General features: G+C 69.9%; 19 protein-coding genes. 15 read left to right on the forward strand and 4 right to left on the reverse strand.

The window, feature by feature from the left end; translation table 11 throughout:
- Positions 1 to 113: 113 nt before the first annotated feature.
- The 4 genes from IEY12_RS06655 to ribH all read right to left on the reverse strand — a co-directional run bounded on the left by IEY12_RS06655 (position 114) and on the right by ribH (position 3,151).
- Positions 114 to 539, reverse strand: coding sequence for a DUF7112 family protein (locus IEY12_RS06655; protein WP_188880862.1), 426 nt, complete (start codon positions 537 to 539; stop codon positions 114 to 116).
- A 58-nt stretch (positions 540 to 597) separates the two neighbouring features.
- Complete coding sequence (locus IEY12_RS06660; RefSeq protein ID WP_188880868.1) at positions 598 to 1,506, reverse strand: LysO family transporter; 909 nt, start codon at positions 1,504 to 1,506, stop codon at positions 598 to 600.
- 89 nt (positions 1,507 to 1,595) lie between these two features.
- Positions 1,596 to 2,738, reverse strand: coding sequence for a pyridoxal phosphate-dependent aminotransferase (locus tag IEY12_RS06665; RefSeq protein ID WP_188880872.1), 1,143 nt, complete (start codon positions 2,736 to 2,738; stop codon positions 1,596 to 1,598).
- A 2-nt stretch (positions 2,739 to 2,740) separates the two neighbouring features.
- Entirely contained in the window at positions 2,741 to 3,151 is a 411-nt protein-coding gene (ribH, locus tag IEY12_RS06670) for a 6,7-dimethyl-8-ribityllumazine synthase (RefSeq protein WP_188880883.1), read from the reverse strand.
- 81 nt (positions 3,152 to 3,232) lie between these two features.
- Between ribH and IEY12_RS06675 the strand changes: the two genes are divergently transcribed.
- From IEY12_RS06675 to IEY12_RS06745, 15 genes are all read left to right on the forward strand, one after another.
- Positions 3,233 to 4,990 (forward strand): flippase activity-associated protein Agl23, encoded by a 1,758-nt coding sequence (locus tag IEY12_RS06675; RefSeq protein WP_188880897.1) that lies wholly within the window; start codon positions 3,233 to 3,235, stop codon positions 4,988 to 4,990.
- A gap of 67 nt (positions 4,991 to 5,057) precedes the next feature.
- Complete coding sequence (locus IEY12_RS06680; protein ID WP_188880914.1) at positions 5,058 to 6,182, forward strand: 5-(carboxyamino)imidazole ribonucleotide synthase; 1,125 nt, start codon at positions 5,058 to 5,060, stop codon at positions 6,180 to 6,182.
- A 7-nt stretch (positions 6,183 to 6,189) separates the two neighbouring features.
- Positions 6,190 to 6,825 carry a 5-(carboxyamino)imidazole ribonucleotide mutase gene (gene purE / locus IEY12_RS06685; protein ID WP_188880956.1) on the forward strand — a complete coding sequence of 212 codons (636 nt, stop codon included), beginning with the start codon at positions 6,190 to 6,192 and terminating at the stop codon, positions 6,823 to 6,825.
- 85 nt (positions 6,826 to 6,910) lie between these two features.
- On the forward strand, positions 6,911 to 7,306 hold the full coding sequence (locus IEY12_RS06690) for an NADH-quinone oxidoreductase subunit A (RefSeq protein WP_123077226.1): 396 nt from the start codon (positions 6,911 to 6,913) through the stop codon (positions 7,304 to 7,306).
- On the forward strand, positions 7,303 to 8,007 hold the full coding sequence (locus tag IEY12_RS06695; protein WP_188880959.1) for an NADH-quinone oxidoreductase subunit B: 705 nt from the start codon (positions 7,303 to 7,305) through the stop codon (positions 8,005 to 8,007). The genes IEY12_RS06690 and IEY12_RS06695 overlap by 4 nt, the downstream gene beginning before the upstream one ends.
- Positions 8,004 to 9,686 carry an NADH-quinone oxidoreductase subunit D gene (locus tag IEY12_RS06700; protein WP_188880961.1) on the forward strand — a complete coding sequence of 561 codons (1,683 nt, stop codon included), beginning with the start codon at positions 8,004 to 8,006 and terminating at the stop codon, positions 9,684 to 9,686. The genes IEY12_RS06695 and IEY12_RS06700 overlap by 4 nt, the downstream gene beginning before the upstream one ends.
- The gene (locus tag IEY12_RS06705) at positions 9,686 to 10,738 is read left to right on the forward strand and encodes a complex I subunit 1/NuoH family protein (protein WP_123073987.1); all 1,053 of its coding nucleotides are present in this window, start codon (positions 9,686 to 9,688) and stop codon (positions 10,736 to 10,738) included. Before IEY12_RS06700 ends, IEY12_RS06705 begins: the two co-directional genes overlap by 1 nt.
- Positions 10,735 to 11,196, forward strand: a complete 462-nt coding sequence (locus IEY12_RS06710; protein WP_123073988.1) for a NuoI/complex I 23 kDa subunit family protein — start codon at positions 10,735 to 10,737, stop codon at positions 11,194 to 11,196. Before IEY12_RS06705 ends, IEY12_RS06710 begins: the two co-directional genes overlap by 4 nt.
- On the forward strand, positions 11,193 to 11,456 hold the full coding sequence (locus tag IEY12_RS06715) for an NADH-quinone oxidoreductase subunit J (RefSeq protein ID WP_188880964.1): 264 nt from the start codon (positions 11,193 to 11,195) through the stop codon (positions 11,454 to 11,456). The genes IEY12_RS06710 and IEY12_RS06715 overlap by 4 nt, the downstream gene beginning before the upstream one ends.
- Positions 11,453 to 11,749, forward strand: coding sequence for a hypothetical protein (locus IEY12_RS06720; protein WP_188880967.1), 297 nt, complete (start codon positions 11,453 to 11,455; stop codon positions 11,747 to 11,749). Before IEY12_RS06715 ends, IEY12_RS06720 begins: the two co-directional genes overlap by 4 nt.
- Positions 11,749 to 12,051 carry an NADH-quinone oxidoreductase subunit NuoK gene (nuoK, locus tag IEY12_RS06725; protein WP_188880985.1) on the forward strand — a complete coding sequence of 101 codons (303 nt, stop codon included), beginning with the start codon at positions 11,749 to 11,751 and terminating at the stop codon, positions 12,049 to 12,051. Before IEY12_RS06720 ends, nuoK begins: the two co-directional genes overlap by 1 nt.
- 1 nt (position 12,052) lies before the next feature.
- On the forward strand, positions 12,053 to 14,083 hold the full coding sequence (gene nuoL / locus IEY12_RS06730) for an NADH-quinone oxidoreductase subunit L (RefSeq protein WP_188880997.1): 2,031 nt from the start codon (positions 12,053 to 12,055) through the stop codon (positions 14,081 to 14,083).
- Positions 14,084 to 15,601 (forward strand): complex I subunit 4 family protein, encoded by a 1,518-nt coding sequence (locus tag IEY12_RS06735; RefSeq protein WP_188881005.1) that lies wholly within the window; start codon positions 14,084 to 14,086, stop codon positions 15,599 to 15,601.
- Positions 15,602 to 17,074 (forward strand): NADH-quinone oxidoreductase subunit N, encoded by a 1,473-nt coding sequence (locus tag IEY12_RS06740; RefSeq protein ID WP_188881014.1) that lies wholly within the window; start codon positions 15,602 to 15,604, stop codon positions 17,072 to 17,074. It begins immediately after the preceding gene.
- Between the two features lie 54 nt (positions 17,075 to 17,128).
- The gene (locus IEY12_RS06745) at positions 17,129 to 18,640 is read left to right on the forward strand and encodes a DHH family phosphoesterase (RefSeq protein ID WP_188881024.1); all 1,512 of its coding nucleotides are present in this window, start codon (positions 17,129 to 17,131) and stop codon (positions 18,638 to 18,640) included.
- Positions 18,641 to 18,672: the final 32 nt, after the last annotated feature.

An 18,672-nucleotide genomic window follows, 5' to 3' on the forward strand; every position in this document is an offset into this window, starting at 1 on the left:
GGGGTCTCCGGTAGACCTATATGTGTCTTTCTTCCCGGCCACGGAAGATCGGTGGAGAACGGGGGCACGCGTCGGTCAGCGCCGAGCGCGGTCGGCCGCGACGCCACCGGCGTCTAGCCGTCGAGGTCGCGCGCGATCGACGCCAGCCCCGAATCCGGCGTCTCCGTCGCCGCGTACGTCGCGCGCTCGCCCGGCGCTCGCACCCCGTACTTGTAGTCGGGCGTGACGACGTCGAGGTGGACCGTCCGCCCGTAATCGAGGCCGACGTCGTCGAGCCACGCCCGCAGGTGGTTCCCCCCCTCGCCGGGTGTCCGCGCGAGCCGCGGCGTCTCGAACGCCCCCCTGAGCACGGGTTCGCCGTCCGCGTTCGACTCGACGCGCGCGCGATACTCCGTCCCGTCGACGACGAGGCGAACCACCTCACCCACGGGGACGGCGTCGGGGTCACCCACCCGTAGCTGCGGGCGGTTCGTCGGTCCGTAGCGCTCGAGAGTCGTCTCCACGGTGCGAACGCCCTCGCTCGTGACGCGATCGGCCATACGGAACCGAACGGCGTCACCCCGGAAGGCCGTTTCGTCGCCGGGCGGGCGAGTACGGCTAGACGAGCGACGGAATCAGTATCGGCACCAGCAGGCTGAGCGTCGCGCCGCTCACGACCGCCGGCACCACCGCTTCGCGGCCGGCCGTGCGACGCACCGCCGGGAGGGTGACGTCCATCGCCGTCGCGCCGCCGGGCGCGACGCCCGCTGCCCGGCCGAAGTGGCGCACGACGAACGGGAGGACGAGGAACGTTAGGAGCTCGCGCAGGACGTTCGCGAGGAACGTCAGCGACCCGAGATAGACGCCGTGGAGGTCGCTCACGAGCACGCCGGAGAGCGAGTACCACCCGAAGCCCGCACCGACGGCGGCGGCCTCCGCGCTCGCCATCCCGAACGCCGACCCGACGAGGACAGCGCCGGCGAGACTGCCGAGCGCGATGCAGGCCGGGAGGACGAGCACCGTGGGTCCGAGGCGTCGCGCGGACGCGAACACGTCCGCGCCCGCCGCGAGCGTCGCACCGACTGCGACGAGGAGCGCGTAGAGCGTGGGCGTCGTCGCCGCCGCCACGAGCGCCACGACACGGTCGGGGGCGACCCAGCCGACGACCCCGCCGACGAGGAGCGCGGCGAGGACGAGCGCGGGGAGCGTCGCGCCCTCGTCGGTGGCGTCCGGCGTCGCGGACGCCCCGCCGTCGGGTTCGAGCGACGGGAGGTAGCGGCCCGCCGCCACCACGAGGAGGACGCTCCCCGCGATGCTCCCGGCGGCGAGCGCCACCGCACGAAGTCCGAGCGGTCCGAGGTTCGAGAGCACGCGCTCGCTCGCGCCCAGGCGCACGCCCATCATCGCGAGGAGGACGAGCAGACCGGCTTCGAGCGCGCGGTCCGCGACGCGCGCCACCGGCCACGCGTCCGGCGCGAGACGGCCGGCGACGCCGCCGCCGAGCAGGGAGACGAAGAGCCAGAGCACGCGCTATCGGAGTCGGCTCGCGGAGAAATACACGTCGGAACGTCGCCGCCGTGGTGTGGTTTCGCAGGGCGGCGTCGGGGCGGGCGCGCTTATAGGTAGTCCTCGGCGGCGAGGCGCTCGACGGCCTCGGCGAGGCGCTGCTTGCTGTTCGCGTAGGAGATGCGCGCGTAGCCGGGCGCGCCGAACGCCGACCCGGGGACGGTGGCGACGTGCGCGTCCTCGAGGGCGTTCGTACACCACGACTCGTCGTCCTCGTCGACGGGGAGCATCATGTAGAACGCGCCCTCGGGCGTGGCGGGTTCGACGCCGTGCTCGGCGAGCAACTCGAGGAGGAACTCGCGGCGCTCCGCGAACGCCTCGACCATCTCCTCGACCGCGATGTCCGTGTTCTCGAGGGCCTCGACGCCCGCGTACTGGACGAAGTGCGTCGCCGAGGAGACGGAGTGGGACTGGATCTTCCCGGCTTCCGCGACGACGTCCTCGGGCGCGGCGAGGTAGCCGAGACGCCACCCGGTCATCGAGTAGGCCTTCGAGAAGCCGTTGATGGTGACGGTGCGCTCGTACATCCCCTCAAGGCCGGCGAGGCTGACGTGCTCGGGGCCGTAGTTGATGTGCTGGTAGATCTCGTCGCTGATGACGGTGATGTCGTGCTCGACGGCGAGGTCGCGCACGCCCTCCATCGCCGCCCGGCTGTAGACGGCGCCCGTCGGATTGCTCGGGGAGTTCACGACGAGGAGCTCGGTGTCGTCGCTCACCGCGTCCGCGAGGTCGTCGAGCGCGGGTTCGAGCTGGAAGCCGTGGGGCGAGAGGTCGACGCGCGTGAGGTCGCCGCCCGCCACCTTCGCCATCGCCTCGTAGGAAACCCACGCGGGGTCGAGGAGGACGACCTCGTCGCCCTCGTCGACGACGGTCTGGAACGTCTCGAAGAGCGCCTGCTTCGCGCCCGGCGTCACGATGACGTTCCCGGCCTCGTAGTCGAGACCGTCGTCCTGCAGTTTCGTCGCGATGGCCTCGCGGAGCGCGGGCACGCCGTTCGACGGCGCGTAGCCCGTGTCGCCGCGCTCGACGGACTCCTCGGCGGCCTCGACGATGTTCTCCGGGGTCTCGAAGTCCGGCTCACCAACCGAGAGGTCGACGACGTCGTGGCCCTCGGCTTCCAGTTCCTTCGCGAGGTTGCTCACCGCGAGCGTCGCGCTCGGTTCGACACGCGTGACTCGGTCTGCGAATTCCATTGTTAGAGGTCCTCCAGTGTTTCCGCGAGGTCGACGGCGGCGACGACGGCGTCCGCGCCCTTCTCGACGCGCTCGCGCGCCTCCGCACCGGACATCCCCGGACCCATGACGCCGAGCGTCACCGGGACGTCGCGCTCGAGGCTCACGTCCGTGAGCTTCTCTGCGATGGCGTGGCCGATGACTTGGTCGTGGTCGGTGTCGCCGGTGACGATGGCGCCGAGCACCGCGACGGCGTCGACGTCCGCGCGTCGAGCGAGTCGGTCCGCCACCAGCGGCGCGTCGTAGGCGCCCGGGACGCGGACGGTTTCGGCGACGGTCGCGTCGGCGTCCGCGGCGGCCGAGAGCGCGGCTTCCTCCATGCCCCCGGTGACGCTGCGGTTGAACTCGGCGACGACCAGACCCAGGGATACCATACCGGATTCGTTCACGCGCGCCGTCAAAACGCTACCGTTCTCCGAAAAGCCCGTATGGGTCCCCCCGAACTACAGGGATAGATGCCCGACTCGGACCGCCGCGTCGCCGCGGCCGTCGCCGCCGCGACCGCCGTCGCACTCGTCGCCCGCCTCGTCGCCCTCGGTGCCCGCGTCGCCCACTGGGACGAGGGCCGCGTCGGCTACTGGGTGCTACGCTACGTCGAGACCGGCCAATACACCTACCACCCGATCGTTCACGGCCCGTTCCTCTTTCACGTCAACGGCGTCGTCTTCGACCTCGTCGGCGCGGGCGACGCGTCGATGCGCGCCGTCGTCGCGCTCATCGGTGGCCTCCTCCCCGCGACGGCGTGGCTCCTCCGCGACCGACTGAAGCCCGCCGAGACCGTCTCGCTCGCCGTCCTCCTCGCCGCGAACCCGCTCCTCCTCTACTACTCGCGGTTCATGCGCAGCGACGTGCTCGTCGGCGCGTTCGCGTTCGCCGCGCTCGCGTTCCTCGTCCGCGCGCACGACACCGGCCGTCGGCGCCACCTCTACGCGGGCGCGCTCTCGCTCGCGCTCGCGTTCACAACCAAGGAGAACGTCCTCGTCTACGTCGCCTGCTGGGTCGGCGCGCTCGTCCTCCTCCTCGACTGGGCGCTCCTCGCCGCCAGACAGCGCGGCGAGGACCCGACGGCCGTCCTCGCCGAGCGGCTGTTCGCGACCGCACGCGGCCTCCGGGCGTGGGCGCGCGACGTCGCCGCGAGCGCCCTCCTCTTCCTCGCCGTCGTCGTGTTCTTCTACGCGCCGCGCCCGGAGCTCTGGCGCGCGTTCTCGACCCCCGTCCTGTTCGGTGACGTCGTCCGGCGCGCCACCGTCAGCTCCGTCGAGAAGTTCGCGAGCACGTGGGTGGGCGGGCACCCGCACAGCTACGTCGACTTCTTCGTGGGGGACGTCGAGACGCTCGTCGCGGGCGCGGCCGCCGTCTGCGTGCTCGGAGTCGCGGGCTTCGTCCACGACCGCTACCGGGGTGAGCGCCCGCGCGCACTCGTCTCCTTCGCGGGCTACTGGGCGCTCGCCTCGCTCGTCATCTACCCCGCCGTCTCCGACATTCAGGCGCCGTGGGCGATGATTCACGTCGTCGTCCCGCTCGCGGTGCCGGCGGCCGTCGGCGGCGGCCTCCTCCTCTCGGCCGTCGGCTCGACGCGCCACGACGGCGACGACGCCGGCACCGCCATTGCGCTCGTCCTCGTCGCCGCCGTCGTCGGCTGGATGGCGTTCACGGGCGTCACGGCGGCCTTCGTCCACCCACAGGAGCCGGGGCCGCTCGTCCAGTACGGCCAGCCGAACGGCGACCTCCACCCGACGCTCGCCGAGATCGATGAGGCCGTGCAGGCCCATCAGGGCGGGTCGGGCCCGGACGTCCTCTACTACGGGGCGCACTTCTACGCCGCGAGCGAGCCCTCGCCGGCGCCCGACGAGAACTTCTCGGAACCCGGCCACTGGACGTGGCGCCTCCCGCTCCCGTGGTACTTCGAGGGAATGGGCGCCGAGACGGCGAGTACCACCGACCTCGCCGCGCTGAACGGGTCGACGCCGCCGGTCGTCGTAACGCGCGCGTCGAACTACGGCGAGGTCGCCCCCCGTCTCGAGGGGTACGACGCGACGACGTACGAACTCACCTCGGCGGGGACGCCGACGGTGTTCTTCGTCCGTCAGAGCGGTGCCGGAAACGCGAGCGCGGCGAACGCGAGTCCGGGTGCGGCCGCGAACGCGTCGGCGGCGGGCGCCGCGACGCCGACGCTCCCCGCCGCACCCGCGCCCGCATCCACCGCGGGGTAGCACGTTCGTGCGTACCTGAGCGAACGGTTCGGCAATCCTTATACACTCCCGTCCACATCCCTCGCGTATGCAGACGCCACCCGGGACCACGCTCGGCGTCGTCGGCGGCGGCCAACTCGGTCGGATGCTGGCCGAGGCCGCCTCACCGCTCGGCGTCGACGTGGTCGTCCTCGACCCCACACCGGACTGCTCCGCGTCGACGCCCGCCGCCGACCACATCGAAGGCGACTTCGACGACCCGGCGGCGTTCGCCGAACTCGCGGCGCGCTCGGACGCGCTCACGTTCGAGATCGAACTCGCCGACGCCGACCTCCTCGCGGACGTCGATATTCCGGTGCATCCGAAGCCCGCGACGCTCCGCACGACCGAGGACAAACTCGCGGAGAAGGAGGCGCTCGCCGAGGCGGGCGTCCCCGTCCCCGCGTTCCGGTGCGTCGACGACGCCGCCCACCTCGAGAGCGCGTTCGACGACCTCGGGGCGCCCCTCATGCTGAAGGCGCGCCACGGGGGGTACGACGGCCGTGGCAACCACGTCACCGAGAGCGTCGCGGACGCCGAGGAGTACTTCGACGACCTCGAGGGGTTAGTCGCCGAGGAGCTCGTCGACTTCGAGCGCGAGCTCTCCGTCATCGGGGCGAAGGGCGCGAGCGAGGACGCGCAGTTCCCCGTCGTCGAGAACGTCCACGAGGCGGAGATACTGCGCGAGACGCGCGTCCCGCCCGCCGCCGACTCGGACGTGGTTCGAACGGCCCGCGACGTCGTCGGCGACGTCCTCGACGTCCTGGAGGGCCGGGGCGTCTACGGCGTCGAGCTCTTCGAGGTCTCTGGGGAGGTGCTCGTGAACGAGATCGCCCCGCGCCCGCACAACTCCGGGCACTACACCATCGAGGGCGCCGTCACCTCCCAGTTCGAACAGCACGTCCGGGCCGTCCTCGGCCTCCCGCTCGGCGACCCCTCGCTGCGAGGGCCGACCGCGATGGTGAACGTCCTCGGCGACGTCGAGGAGACGAAGCGCGCCGACCTCGGCGGCGTCCCCGGGGCGCTCGCGGTGCCGACCGCCGCGCTCCACTGGTACGGCAAGCGCGACGTGCGCCCGCTGCGGAAGATGGGCCACGTCACCGCCCTCGGCGACGACGTCGACGAAGCGAGCGCGCGCGCGAACGAGGCGCGCGACGAACTCCACTTCGAGTGATCCGACCATGACCAGCCTCTCCGACCCCGACGACGTGCAGGACAGCGTGGACGAACTCTGCGAGACCTTCCGGGAGGAAGCCGACCGCGAGCGCGAGCGGACCCCGGACGTCGGCATCGTGATGGGGAGCGATTCGGACCTCCCGACGATGCGCGGCGCCTACGAGGCGCTCACCGACCTCGGTTTCGCCGAGGTCACCGACTACGACGACCCGCCCGAGGAGCGCTTCACCTTCGAGACGTACGTCGTCTCCGCCCACCGCACGCCCGACCTCATGTACGCGTACGCGGAGACCGCCGAAGCGCGCGGCCTCGACGTCATCGTCGCGGGCGCGGGCGGGAAGTCCGCCGACCTCCCGAACATGACCGCGTCCATCGCCTACCCGGTGCCCGTCGTCGGCGTCCCCGTGCAGGAGAAGTCCGTCGACTCCGTCCTCGGGATGCCGACCGGCGCGCCTATCACCGCAGTCGACGCCGGGAAGTCCTACAACGCCGCGCTCTCCGCCGCACAGGTGTTGGCCCGCGAACACGACGACCTCCGTGACCGGCTCGTCGCCCTCCACGACGAGCAGCGCGACGGCGTCGGCGACGTCTCCCGTCGCCTGCACGAGAGAGGGACGCCCGGATTCGAGAAGGACGCCTGAAGCGCCGGAATACGGCGTTTTAGGACCTATCCGGAAGAATCAACGTTTATACGCATGGGGGGTGAAGTGCCGCGTGATACGGACGATGAACGAATGGATCGCCGTCGGCGTGTTCGCCGTCGTGGCCGCTTCGATACCAGCCGTGATGGTGCAGACGTCGAAGCTGCTGCGGCCGAGCGTGCCGGAGAAAGGGAAAGAAACCGTCTACGAGAGCGGTGAGGTCCCGACGGGAGGGACGCGGCTCAACTTCAACATCCAGTACTACCTGGTCGCGCTCCTCTTCCTCGTCTTCGACATCGAGACCGTCCTGATCTTTCCGTGGACCGTTATCTATCAGGACGCCGTCAGCGCCGTCGGTCTCGGCGCAGCGCTCTACCCGATGCTGGCCTTCATCGCTGTCCTCGTCGTCGGTCTCGTCTGGGCCTGGCGCACCGGTGCCATCCGGTGGGCGAGCACACCCAAATCGGAGTTCAACACATGAGTAGCGACCACCCCCGAGACGACATCATCGACACGACCGCACCGCAGACGAAGACACGGGAGGACCGGATGGGCGAGGTCGACTCCCGGTTCAACTCGACGCTCCGGGAGGCCTTCGGCTCCACGCCGTTCATCCTCACGAAGTTCGACGAGTTCATGAACTGGGTTCGCGGCTCCTCCATGTTCATGCTCCAGTTCGGCATCGCGTGCTGCAGCATCGAGATGATGCACACGTACGCCGTCAAGCACGACCTCGACCGCTTCGGCTCCGGCGTCCCGCGCGCGTCGCCCCGGCAGGCGGACGTGATGATCGTCCCCGGGACGATCGTCTCCAAGTTCGCCCCGCGCATGAAGCGCGTCTACGACCAGATGCCCGAGCCGAAGTTCGTCGTGAACATGGGCAGCTGCTCGACCTCCGGCGGCCCGTTCCAGCAGGGCTACAACGTCGTCAAGGGCGCCGAGGAGGTCATCCCCGTCGACATCCACATCCCCGGCTGCCCGCCGCGCCCCGAAGCCCTCGTCTACGGCGTCGTCAAGCTCCAGGAGCGCATCAAGAACGGCGAGACGTCGCCCGTGACCGTCAAGCCCTACGAGCTCGAGGAGTTCGGCGACCTCGAACAGGACGAGCTCGTCCAGAAACTCGCCGCCGAGATCGACGAGGACGACCTCGTCATGCGCTACAACTGGGCTGATTCGCCATGAGTCAGGCCACCGAGGACCCGGCCGAGGACGCCGAGATCGACCCCGAGAGCGTCCCCGTAGAGGGCGTCGATTACGACGCCATCGAGGCGCTCCTCGGCGACGCCGTGGTGCGTCGCGAGACGCACACGAACGCCGAGGGCTTCGTCGTGCGCGCCGACCGCGTGCAGGACGCCCTCTCGACGCTCAAGCAGGAGGCGGGCTTCGACCACCTCTCGAACGTCTCCGCACAGGAGTACGCGGACCGCTTCGAGTCCATCTACCATCTGAAGAAGTACGACGACCCCACGCAGGAGGTCTCCGTGGTGGTGCCGACGACGCGCGACGACCCCGTCAGCCAGAGCGCCGAGCCGGTCTTTCGGACGGCCGACTGGCACGAGCGCGAGGCCTACGACCTCGTCGGCGTCGAGTACGACGAGCACCCCGACCTCCGGCGCATTCTCCTCCCGGAGACGTGGCAGGGCCACCCGCTCGGGCGCGACTACAACCAGGACAAACCGCAGATCGTCACGTTCGAGGAGCACGAGAACCCGCTCGCGGACGACCACCGCGACGAGGACACGATGCTCCTCAACATCGGGCCCCACCACCCCGCCACGCACGGCGTCCTCCACCTGAAGACGATCCTCGACGGCGAGCAGGTCGCGGACGTCGAACCCGACATCGGCTACCTGCACCGCTGCGAGGAGCAGATGGCCCAGTCCGGGACGTATCGCCACCAGATCATGCCGTACCCCGACCGCTGGGACTACGGCTCCGCCGGCATCCTGAACGAGTGGGCGTACGCGCGCGTCGCCGAGGACCTGAACGACATCGAGGTCCCCGAGTACGCGCAGGTCGTGCGGACGATGAGCGCCGAGCTCTGCCGCATCGCCGCCCACCTGCTCGCGCTCGGGACGTTCTGCCTCGACATCTACGGCGACTTCACCGCCATCTTCATGTACGCGATGCGGGACCGCGAAGTCGTCCAGAACATCCTCGAGGACCTCACCGGCCAGCGGATGATGTTCAACTACCTCCGTCTCGGGGGTGTGGTCTGGGACGTCCCCGAGCCCCGCGAGGAGTTCTTCGCGACCGTCCAGGAGTTCCTCGACCAGCTCCCCGGTCGCATGGAGGAGTACCACGACCTCATCACGGAGAACGAGATCTTCCAGGCCCGCACCGTGAACACGGGCGTCCTCGAACCCGACGTCGCGAAGGACTACGGCGTGACCGGGCCGGTCGCGCGCGCCTCCGGCATCGACTACGACCTCCGGCGCGACGACCCCTACGGCTACTACGAGAACCTCGACTGGAAGGTCGTCACTGACGACGGGAAGGACAACTACTCCCGGCTCCTCGTCCGCATGCGCGAGGTCGAACAGTCCGCGCGCATCATCCAGCAGTGCGTCGACCTCCTCGAGGACTGGGACGAAGACGACCGCGAGATCCAGTCGAACGTCCCGCGCACCCTCAACCCGGACCCGGACACCGAAGCCTACCGCGCCGTCGAGGGCGCGAAGGGAGAACTGGGCATCTACGTCCGCTCGGACGGGACGGACAAGCCCGCGCGCTTCAAGATCCGCAGTCCCTGCTTCAGTAACCTGCAGGCGCTCCCCGAGATGGCCGAGGGCGAGTACATCCCCGACCTCGTCGCCACCCTCGGGAGCCTCGACATCATCCTCGGCGAGGTGGACCGGTAATGACGACGGCACCCGTCGCGCTCGCGGAGTGGCTCGGCTACGCGACGCCGCCGCTCTGGCTCGAGCTCGTGCTCGACGCGCTCGTCGCGGGCGTCATCGTCACCATCCTCCTGCTCACGTCCGCCGTCGCCGGCCCGTGGGCGAAGCGGAAGATCACGGCGATGTTCACCGACCGCATCGCCGTCGACCGCATCGGGCCGTTCGGCGTCCTCACCATCGTCTCCGACGCCGTCCGCCTGATGTCGAAGGAACTCATCATCCCCGACGGCGCCGACCGCCCCGCCTTCGACATCGCGCCCGCGATCCTCCCGCTCTCCGCGCTGCTCGGCTTCGCCGTCATCCCGATGGGAAGCGGGCTCCAGCTCGCCGACCCCGAGATCGGCCTCGTCTACGTCTTCGCCGTCTCCGGCATCGCGAGCGTCGGCATGGTCGTCGGCGGCTACGCCTCCGGGAGCAAGTACTCGCTCTTGGGGTCGATGCGCTCGGTCGCGGAAAGCATCGCCTACGAGATCCCGCTCGTCGTCACCGCCGCCTCCATCGTCCTCCTCACGGGGACGCTCCAGCTCAGCGAAATCGTCGCCGCACAGCAGGGGACGCTGTTCGCGCTCGGGCCCATCGCGGTGCCCGCGTGGTACGGCTTCCTCAACCCGTTCGCGCTCGCGCTCTTCCTCGTCGCAAGCCTCGCCGAGGTCGGGCGCAACCCCTTCGACATCGGCGAAGCGGCGACGGAGATCGTCGGCGGCTACATCACCGAGTACTCGAGCATCTACTTCGTGCTCTTCTTCCTCGGTGAGTTCCTCCACATCTTCCTCAGCGGCGCCGTCATCACGACGCTCTTCCTCGGCGGCCCCGCCGGGCCCGGCCCCGCGTGGCTCGGCATCGTCTGGTTCGTCGTGAAGATCTGGGCGGTCTTCCTCTTCACCCAGTGGTGTCGCTCTGCGGTCCCGCGCGTACGGATCGACCAGATGCTCGAAATCGGCTGGAAGGGACTCCTCGTCCTCTCCTTCGCGAACCTGGTTCTCACGGCCATCATCGTGGGAGTGATAGCATGATCGGACTCCTCAAGTCGATGGCGACGACGATGAAGCACGCACTGGACGGCAAGACGTTCACCGTCGAGTACCCCGAGGAGGCCCCGGAGGTCTCCCCGCGGTTCCGCGGCATCCACAAGTTCAGCCAGGAGCGCTGTATCTGGTGTCGCCAGTGCGAGAAGGTGTGTCCGAACGACACCATCCAGATCGTCACCGACGACAAACGGCAGGGCGAACAGTACAACCTCCACGTCGCGCAGTGCATCTACTGCCGGCTCTGCGAGGAGGTCTGTCCCGTTGACGCCATCCTCCTCACGGAGAACTTCGAGTTCAACGGCGACACGAAACACGACCTCGTCTACAACAAAGAACAGCTCGGGAACGTCCCGTGGTACAAGGACATCGACCCGCTGGCGGCCCGCGAGCCCGACCGGGGCGCGTGGGTCGGCGAGGGTGACGGGGAGGTCGACTACCAGTGAGCTCCACGCTCGAACTCGCGGCGTTCGCGCTCTTCGCGCTCACGACGGTGGGCTTCAGTCTCGGCGTCGTGCTCGCGAAGGAGGCGTGGCACTCCGCGCTCTCGCTCGGCGGCGCGCTCTTCACGGTCGCCATCCACTACGTGATGCTCGACGCCGAGTTCGTCGCCGCGATGCAGGTGCTGGTGTACGTCGGCGGCGTCCTCGTGCTGCTCGCGTTCGCCGTCATGCTCACCGAGGGTGAGCAGGAGGTGGCCGCATGACGACGCGCCCGTCGCTCGCGACGGACGCGAACCTCGCGCGCGGCCTCGGCGCGCTCGTCCTCTTCGTCGTGCTCGCCGGCGCGTTCCTCCTCACGGAGTTCGGCCCGGCGGCGTGGTACCCCGAGGGCGCGTCCATCACCGCCGGCATCGGCTACGCGCTCTTCGACATGAGCGCGCAGACGCCGCTCGTCAGCGATGGGTTCCTCGCGGCGTTCGAGACGGTCGACTTCGTGCTCGTCGCCGCGCTCGTCGCCGCGGTGACGCTCGCACGCCGGGACGGGGGTGAGGCCTGATGGTCCCCCTCGAGTACTACCTCGTGCTCTCGGCGGCGGTGTTCTGCATCGGCGTCTTCGGCGTGCTCGCGCGCCGGAACGCGCTCATCTTCCTGATGAGCGTCGAGCTCATGCTGAACGCCGCGAACCTCGTCTTCGTCGCGGCGAGCGGCCAGTACGGCACCATCAGCGGGCAGGTGTTCAGCCTGTTCACGATGGCGCTCGCCGCCGCCGAAGTCGCGGTCGGCATCGGCATCGTGCTCGTGGTGTATCGGAAGTTCAAAGGCGTGGACGTCACGAAAGCGACGGCTATGAGGTGGTAACATGTCGGGTGCACTCTCCTTCGCGATGATCGCGCTGCTGCCGTTCGCGGCGTTCCTCGTCACGCTCCTCGTCGGCCACTACCGGCCGCGCGCCCTCCCGAAGGGCGGCGCGTTCGTCGGAATCGCCGCGACGGCGGTTTCGCTCGCCCTCTCCGCGTGGGCGCTCCTCGCGGTGAGCGTCGGCCAGACGACGTACTCGCAGGTCTGGACGTGGGTGCCGGCGGCGAACGGCGCGTACGAACTGACGTTCGGCGTGCTCGTCGACCCGCTCTCCGCGCTGATGGTCGTCATCGTCTCCGGCGTCTCCCTGCTCGTCCACGTCTTCAGCCTCGGCTACATGAACGACGAGGGCGAGCGCGGCCTCCCCCGGTACTACGCCGGCCTCGGCCTCTTCACCGCGAGCATGCTCGCGTTCTCGCTCGCGTCGAACCTCCTGCAGGCGTTCGTCTTCTTCGAGCTCGTCGGCTTCTGCTCGTGGTGGCTCATCGGCTTCTGGTTCCGCGAGCCCGGCCCGGCGTCCGCCGCGAAGAAGGCGTTCCTCGTCACCCGCTTCGGTGACTACTTCCTCCTCGTCGGCCTCGTCGGCGTCCTCGGGACGTTCGGCACCGCCGCGTTCGCCGGCGCGGAGTCCTTCCCCGCGCTCGCGCACGCCGCCCTCGAAGGCGAGGCGTCCGTGAACACGTTCGGGTTCGACCCGCAGACGTGGTTCACGCTCCTCGGCCTCCTGATCCTCGGCGGCGTCATCGGGAAGTCCGCGCAGTTCCCGCTCCAGACGTGGCTCCCGGACGCGATGGAGGGCCCGACGCCCGTCTCCGCGCTCATCCACGCCGCGACGATGGTCGCGGCCGGCGTCTACCTCGTCGCGCGCATCTACGGCTTCTACGCGCTCACCCCGACCGCACTCACCGTCATCGCGCTCATTGGGGGCTTCACCGCGCTGTTCGCCGCGACGATGGCCCTCGTCAAACGCGAGATCAAGCAGGTGCTCGCCTACTCGACGATCAGTCAGTACGGGTATATCATGCTCGGCCTCGGCTCCGGTGGGTACGTCGCCGGCGTCTTCCACCTGCTCACGCACGCGACGTTCAAGGCGCTCCTCTTCCTCGGCGCCGGCGCCATCATCGTCGCGATGCACCACGACGAGGACATGTGGAAGATGGGCGGCCTCAAGGAGCGGATGCCCACGGTCTATTGGGCGTTCCTCGCGGGGTCGCTCGCGCTCGCCGGCATCGTGCCGTTCGCGGGCTTCTGGTCGAAGGACGCCGTGCTCTACCACGCCCTGACCGTCGGCCTCGGCGGGCAGCCGCTGGTCCTGCTCGCCTACGCCATGGGCCTCCTCGCGGTGTTCTTCACGGGGCTCTACACCTTCCGGATGGTGTTCCTCACGTTCCACGGCGAGCCCCGGAGCGACGCCGCGCGCGAGGCCACGCCGGCGTCCGCGAACATGCGCTATCCCGTCGCGGTGCTCGGCGTCGGTGCCGCAGTCGTCGGCCTCGTGAACGTCGACGCGATCCGCGGCCTCGTCGGCAGTCAGGTGCTCTTCCTCGAGCGATGGCTCGACGGCGAACTCCCCGGCCTCGCCGGGCACACCGCCGAGCACTACCACGAACTCGTCGTCGACGTCGCGGGCTTCCACGCGGCGTCGCTCAGTCCGCTCGTCGCCGCCGGCGTGACGCTCGTCGTCGCGCTGCTCGGCGTCATGCTCGCGTGGTCGTGGTACAACGTACCGAACCCGAGCGAGCGCACGGACGCGCTCGGCCCGGCGAAGACCGTACTGTACAACAACTACTACCAGGACGAGTTCCAGACGTGGCTCGCGGAAGGCGTCGCCGCACCGGTCGCGCGCGGCGTCGACGTCTTCGACGGCAGTATCGTCGACGGCGTCGTCAACGGCGTCTCCTCCGTGAGCCTCACCGCCGGCGACCGCGTTCGGCGCGCCCAGACCGGCGTCGTGACGACGTACGCGACGCAGCTCGTCTTCGGGCTCGTCGTCCTGCTCGTTCTGGTCCTGCTGCTCGGGAGGTGGTTCTAAATGCTCATCGAAGCCCTACTCGCCGTCACGTTCGCCAGCGCGTTCGCGGTGTTGCTCGCCCCGGAGAAGTACGCGGGTCGACTCGCCGCCGCGCTGAGCCTGCTCCCGCTCGTCGGGAGCCTCTACGCGTACGCGACGTTCGACGCGAGCGGTAACGCCGTCCTCGGCGGGACGCCCGCGTTCGAGACGACAGCGGAGTGGATTCAGGCCGGTGCCTACACCATCGACTGGCACGTCGGTCTCGACGGTATCAGCCTGCCGCTCGTCCTCCTCACCACCGTGCTGACGACGCTCGCCGTCGTCGCCGCGTGGGGCGACGTCTCGGAGCGCAAGTCGCTGTTCTACGCGCTCCTCCTGTTCACGGAGGCGAGCCTGCTCGGCGTCTTCTCCGCGCTCGACTTCTTCGTCTGGTTCGTCTTCTGGGAGTTCGTGCTCGTGCCGATGTACTTCCTCGTCTCGGTGTACGGCGGCCCGCGCCGGCGCTACGCCGCGATCAAGTTCTTCGTCTACACGAACGTCGCGAGCCTCGTGCTCTTCGTCGGGCTGATGGCGCTCGTCGTCGCGACGCCCGTCACGAGCTTCGAGTTCGGCGCCATCGCCGCCGCCGTCCGCGCCGGCGAAGTCGGCTCGGCGTTCGGCCTCGCCGGGAGCACGATCACCGCCGTCGCGTTCCTCGCGCTCTTCTTCGGCTTCGCCGTCAAGAGCGCGTTCGTCCCGTTCCACACGTGGCTCCCGGACGCCTACACGGAAGCGCCGACGGCCGTGACGGTGCTCCTCGCGGGCGTCGTCACGAAGATGGGGACGTACTCGCTGCTGCGCTTCAACGTCACGATGTTCCCCGACCTCCTGCGCGAGTGGGCGCTCCCGCTCGCCGTCGTCGCCGTCGTGACCGTGCTCTACGGCTCGCTCGCCGCGCTCGCCCAGCGCGACGCCAAGCGCCTCGTCGCCTACACGTCCATCCCGTCGATGGGGTTCGTCCTCCTCGGGCTGGTCGCGACGACGAGCTACGGTGTCGCCGGCGCCACCTTCCAGATGGTGAGCCACGGCCTGCTCGTCAGCGTACTCTTCCTCGGCGTCGGCTACGTCGAGAACGAGACCGGCACGCGGATGCTGGATAAGGTCAGCGGCCTCGCCGACCGGATGCCGGTCGCGGCCGCCGTCCTCGTCGCGGGCGCGTTCGGCTACATGGGCCTCCCGCTCATGAGCGGGTTCGCGGGCGAGTTCTTCGTCTTCACCGGCTCGTTCGCCGCCGGCTACGCGAACGCCCCGCTCGTCACGGCAGTCGCGATGTTCGGCATCGTCGTCGTCGCCGGCTACCTCCTCAGGCTCCTCCAGCGCGTCCTCATGGGACCGTTCGAGGCGCCCGAGTCGGTGTCGGCGGTGTCGCGACGCGACCTCGCGCCCGCCGTCGTCCTCGTGCTCCTCTCGATCCTGCTCGGGGTCGCCCCCGGGACGCTCATGGGGATGATTCAGAACGCCGCCGGCGCGCTCGTCGGCGTCCTCGGAGGTGGTCTCTAGATGGAACTCCCAGCCCTCACACCGCAGTACGTCCTCGGCCTCGCCGCGCTGCTCGTGCTCGCCGCGGACGCGCTGTGGCCGACGGACCGCAAGAACAGCCTGCTCGCCGGCATCGCGACGCTCGCGAGCGCGGGGAGCGCCGGTATCGCCGCGTGGTTCCTCGCCGCCGGCGTCGGCGTGACGCCGCTGTCGCGCTTCGACGGCGCGCTCGCCGTCGACCAGTTCGCGCTCTTCGTCACCGTGATCGTCGGGAGCGTCGCGGCGCTCGTCTCGCTCGCGAGCTACGACTACGTCCGCGATGAGCCGCATCGCGCCGCCTACTACTCGCTCGTCCTCCTCGCGACCGCCGGGATGTCGCTGATGGGGGCGGCGAACTCGCTCGTCACCGGGTTCGTCGCGCTCGAACTCGTCAGCCTCCCCGCGTACGCGCTCGCCGCGTACCTCAAACACGACGAGGGGAGCGTCGAGGCCGGCCTGAAGTACTTCCTCATCGGCGCGCTCTCCTCGGGCGTGCTCGTCTACGGTATCGCGCTCATCTACGCCGCGACCGGTGTCTTCGGCTTCGACGCGCTCGCGTCGGCCGTCGCCGGGAACGAGCACGTCGAGTTGCTCGGCGTCGGTATCGTCATGGTCATCGGCGGGTTCGCGTTCAAGACCGCGAGCGTCCCGTTCCACTTCTGGGCGCCCGAGGCCTACGAGGGCGCGCCCGCGCCCGTCAGCGCGTTCCTCTCGTCGGCCTCGAAGGCCGCCGGGTTCGCGCTCGCCTTCCGCGTCTTCACGCTCGCGCTCCCCGCCGGCACGCTCGCCGACGTCGGCGTCCCGTGGCCGGTCGTCTTCGCGGTGCTCGCCGCGGTCACGATGACGCTCGGGAACTTCGCGGCGGCGACACAGGAGAACGTCAAGCGGATGCTCGCCTACTCGAGCATCGGGCACGCCGGCTACGTGCTCATCGCGCTCGCCGCGCTCGGCGGGCCGGCGGAGACGTTCGTCGTCGGCGCCGCGCTCGCGCACCTGCTCGTCTACGGGTTCATGAACACGGGGGCGTTCCTCGTTGTCGCGCTCGCCGAGCAGTGGGGCGTCGGGCGGACGTTCGAGGACTACAACGGCCTCGCGCGCGAAGCGCCCGTGGCGTGCGCCGCGCTCGCCGTCTTCCTCTTCAGCCTCGCCGGCATCCCCGTCGGCGCGGGCGCCCTCTCGAAGCTCTTCCTCTTCCTCGGCGCGGTCGACTCGGGGCTCTGGTGGCTCGCCGCGCTCGGCGTCGTGAACAGCGCACTCTCGCTGTTCTACTACAGCCGCCTCGTGAAGGCCGTCTGGGTGAACGAACCGGAGGGCGACTTCGACATCCGCGAGCGGCCGACCGGCATCTACGCCGCCGTCATCGTCGCGGCTGTCGCGACCGTCGCGCTCCTCGTCGGTTTCGGCGTCGTCTCCGACGCCGCGTTCTCCGCCGCGTCCGTCCTCGTCGGCGCCTGAACGCGAGTCACAGACGGCACACTTTACTTTCCACCCGCCCGATGTTCGGAGCAGATGGTATCTCGGCTGGTGCTCGGTAGCGGGACGGTCTGTCACGCCGTCCTCGAGACGGTTCGCGAGCGGTCCGGCGACCTCCTTGTTCTCGACCCCGACGAGAGCCGCATCGAGTCGCTGCGCAACGAGAAGGTCGCCGCCGAGGTCGCGGACGTCACCGACGCCACGGACCTCCGGCGGATGGGGGGCGCCCCGGACGTCGTATTCGTCGGCGGCGACGACCCGACCACGAACGTACTCGCGGCCGAGGCGGCCGCCGAGGCCTTCCCGGGGACGTACCTCGTCGCGTACACCGGGACGGGTGCGACCGCCGACCAGCGTCGAACGCTCACCGAGACGGCGGACCGCGTCTGCTCGGCGGGCGCGGCGATACTCGACGAGGTCGGGGCCGTTCTCGAGCACGGGATGGACACGCGCGTCCGGCGCTTGCGCGAGACCCTCCAATCGGTCGAGGGGACGCTGACGGTGCTCGCACACGACAACCCCGACCCGGACGCGATCGCGGCCGCGGTCGCGCTCTGTCGCATCGCGGAATCCGTGGGCGTCGACGCCGAACCGTGCTACTTCGGGGAGATAAGCCACCAGGAGAACCGCGCGTTCGTCAACCTCCTCGAGTTGGAGTTGACACGCCTCGACCCGGAGGAGGAGCGCGAGTTCGACGCGGTCGCGCTCGTCGATCACTCCGCGCCGGGCGTGAACGACCAACTCGACCCCGAGACGCCGGTGGACGTCGTCGTCGACCACCACCCGCCGAAGGGCGCGGTGACGGCGCGCTTCTCTGACATCCGCGAGGACGTCGGCGCGACGAGCACGATCCTCACGCAGTACTTGGAGCGGTTCGGCGTCACCGTCGAGCGCGACATCGCGACGGCGCTCCTCTACGGCATCCGCATCGACACGAAGGACTTCCGCCGCGAGATCACCCAGCAGGACTTCGAGGCGGCGGCGACGCTCCTGCCGGACGCGGACGTCGACGTGCTGGAGCGCATCGAGAGCCCGTCGATCAGCGCGGACACCTTCGAGGTGGTGGCGCGCGGCATCCGCAATCGCGAGCTCGACGGCTCCGTGCTCGCCTCCTGCGTCGGCCAGATCGCCGACCGAGACGCGCTCGCGCAGGCCGCCGACCGCCTGCTCGCGATCCAGGGCGTGACCGTGACGTTCGTCTACGGGTTCACGGACGGGACGATTTACGCGTCCGCGCGGGGTCGCGGAAACGACGTCGACCTCGGGGAGGCGCTGCGCGCGGCGTTCGACGGGATGGGGAGCGCGGGCGGCCACACGGACATGGCGGGCGCGCAGATCCCGCTCGGCATCTTCGACGTGCTCCAGGAGGAGGAGGGCGAGACGCTCGCGTCCGTCCTCGCGGACACGATCACGCCACGGTTCTTCGACGCCGTCCGCAAGCGCGGGCGCACCGCGACGAGCGGCACGGTACCGGCGGGCGGCCGGGACGGCGACAGCGGGAGCGACGGCGGGACGGAGGGGGCGGTGGACGACGACAGCGGCGTGTGAGGCGGCGGCAACGGCTTTTTGTCCGTCGCTCG

The sequence above is a fragment of the Halarchaeum grantii genome (genome assembly GCF_014647455.2).
GTDB classification, from domain to species: Archaea; Halobacteriota; Halobacteria; order Halobacteriales; family Halobacteriaceae; genus Halarchaeum; species Halarchaeum grantii.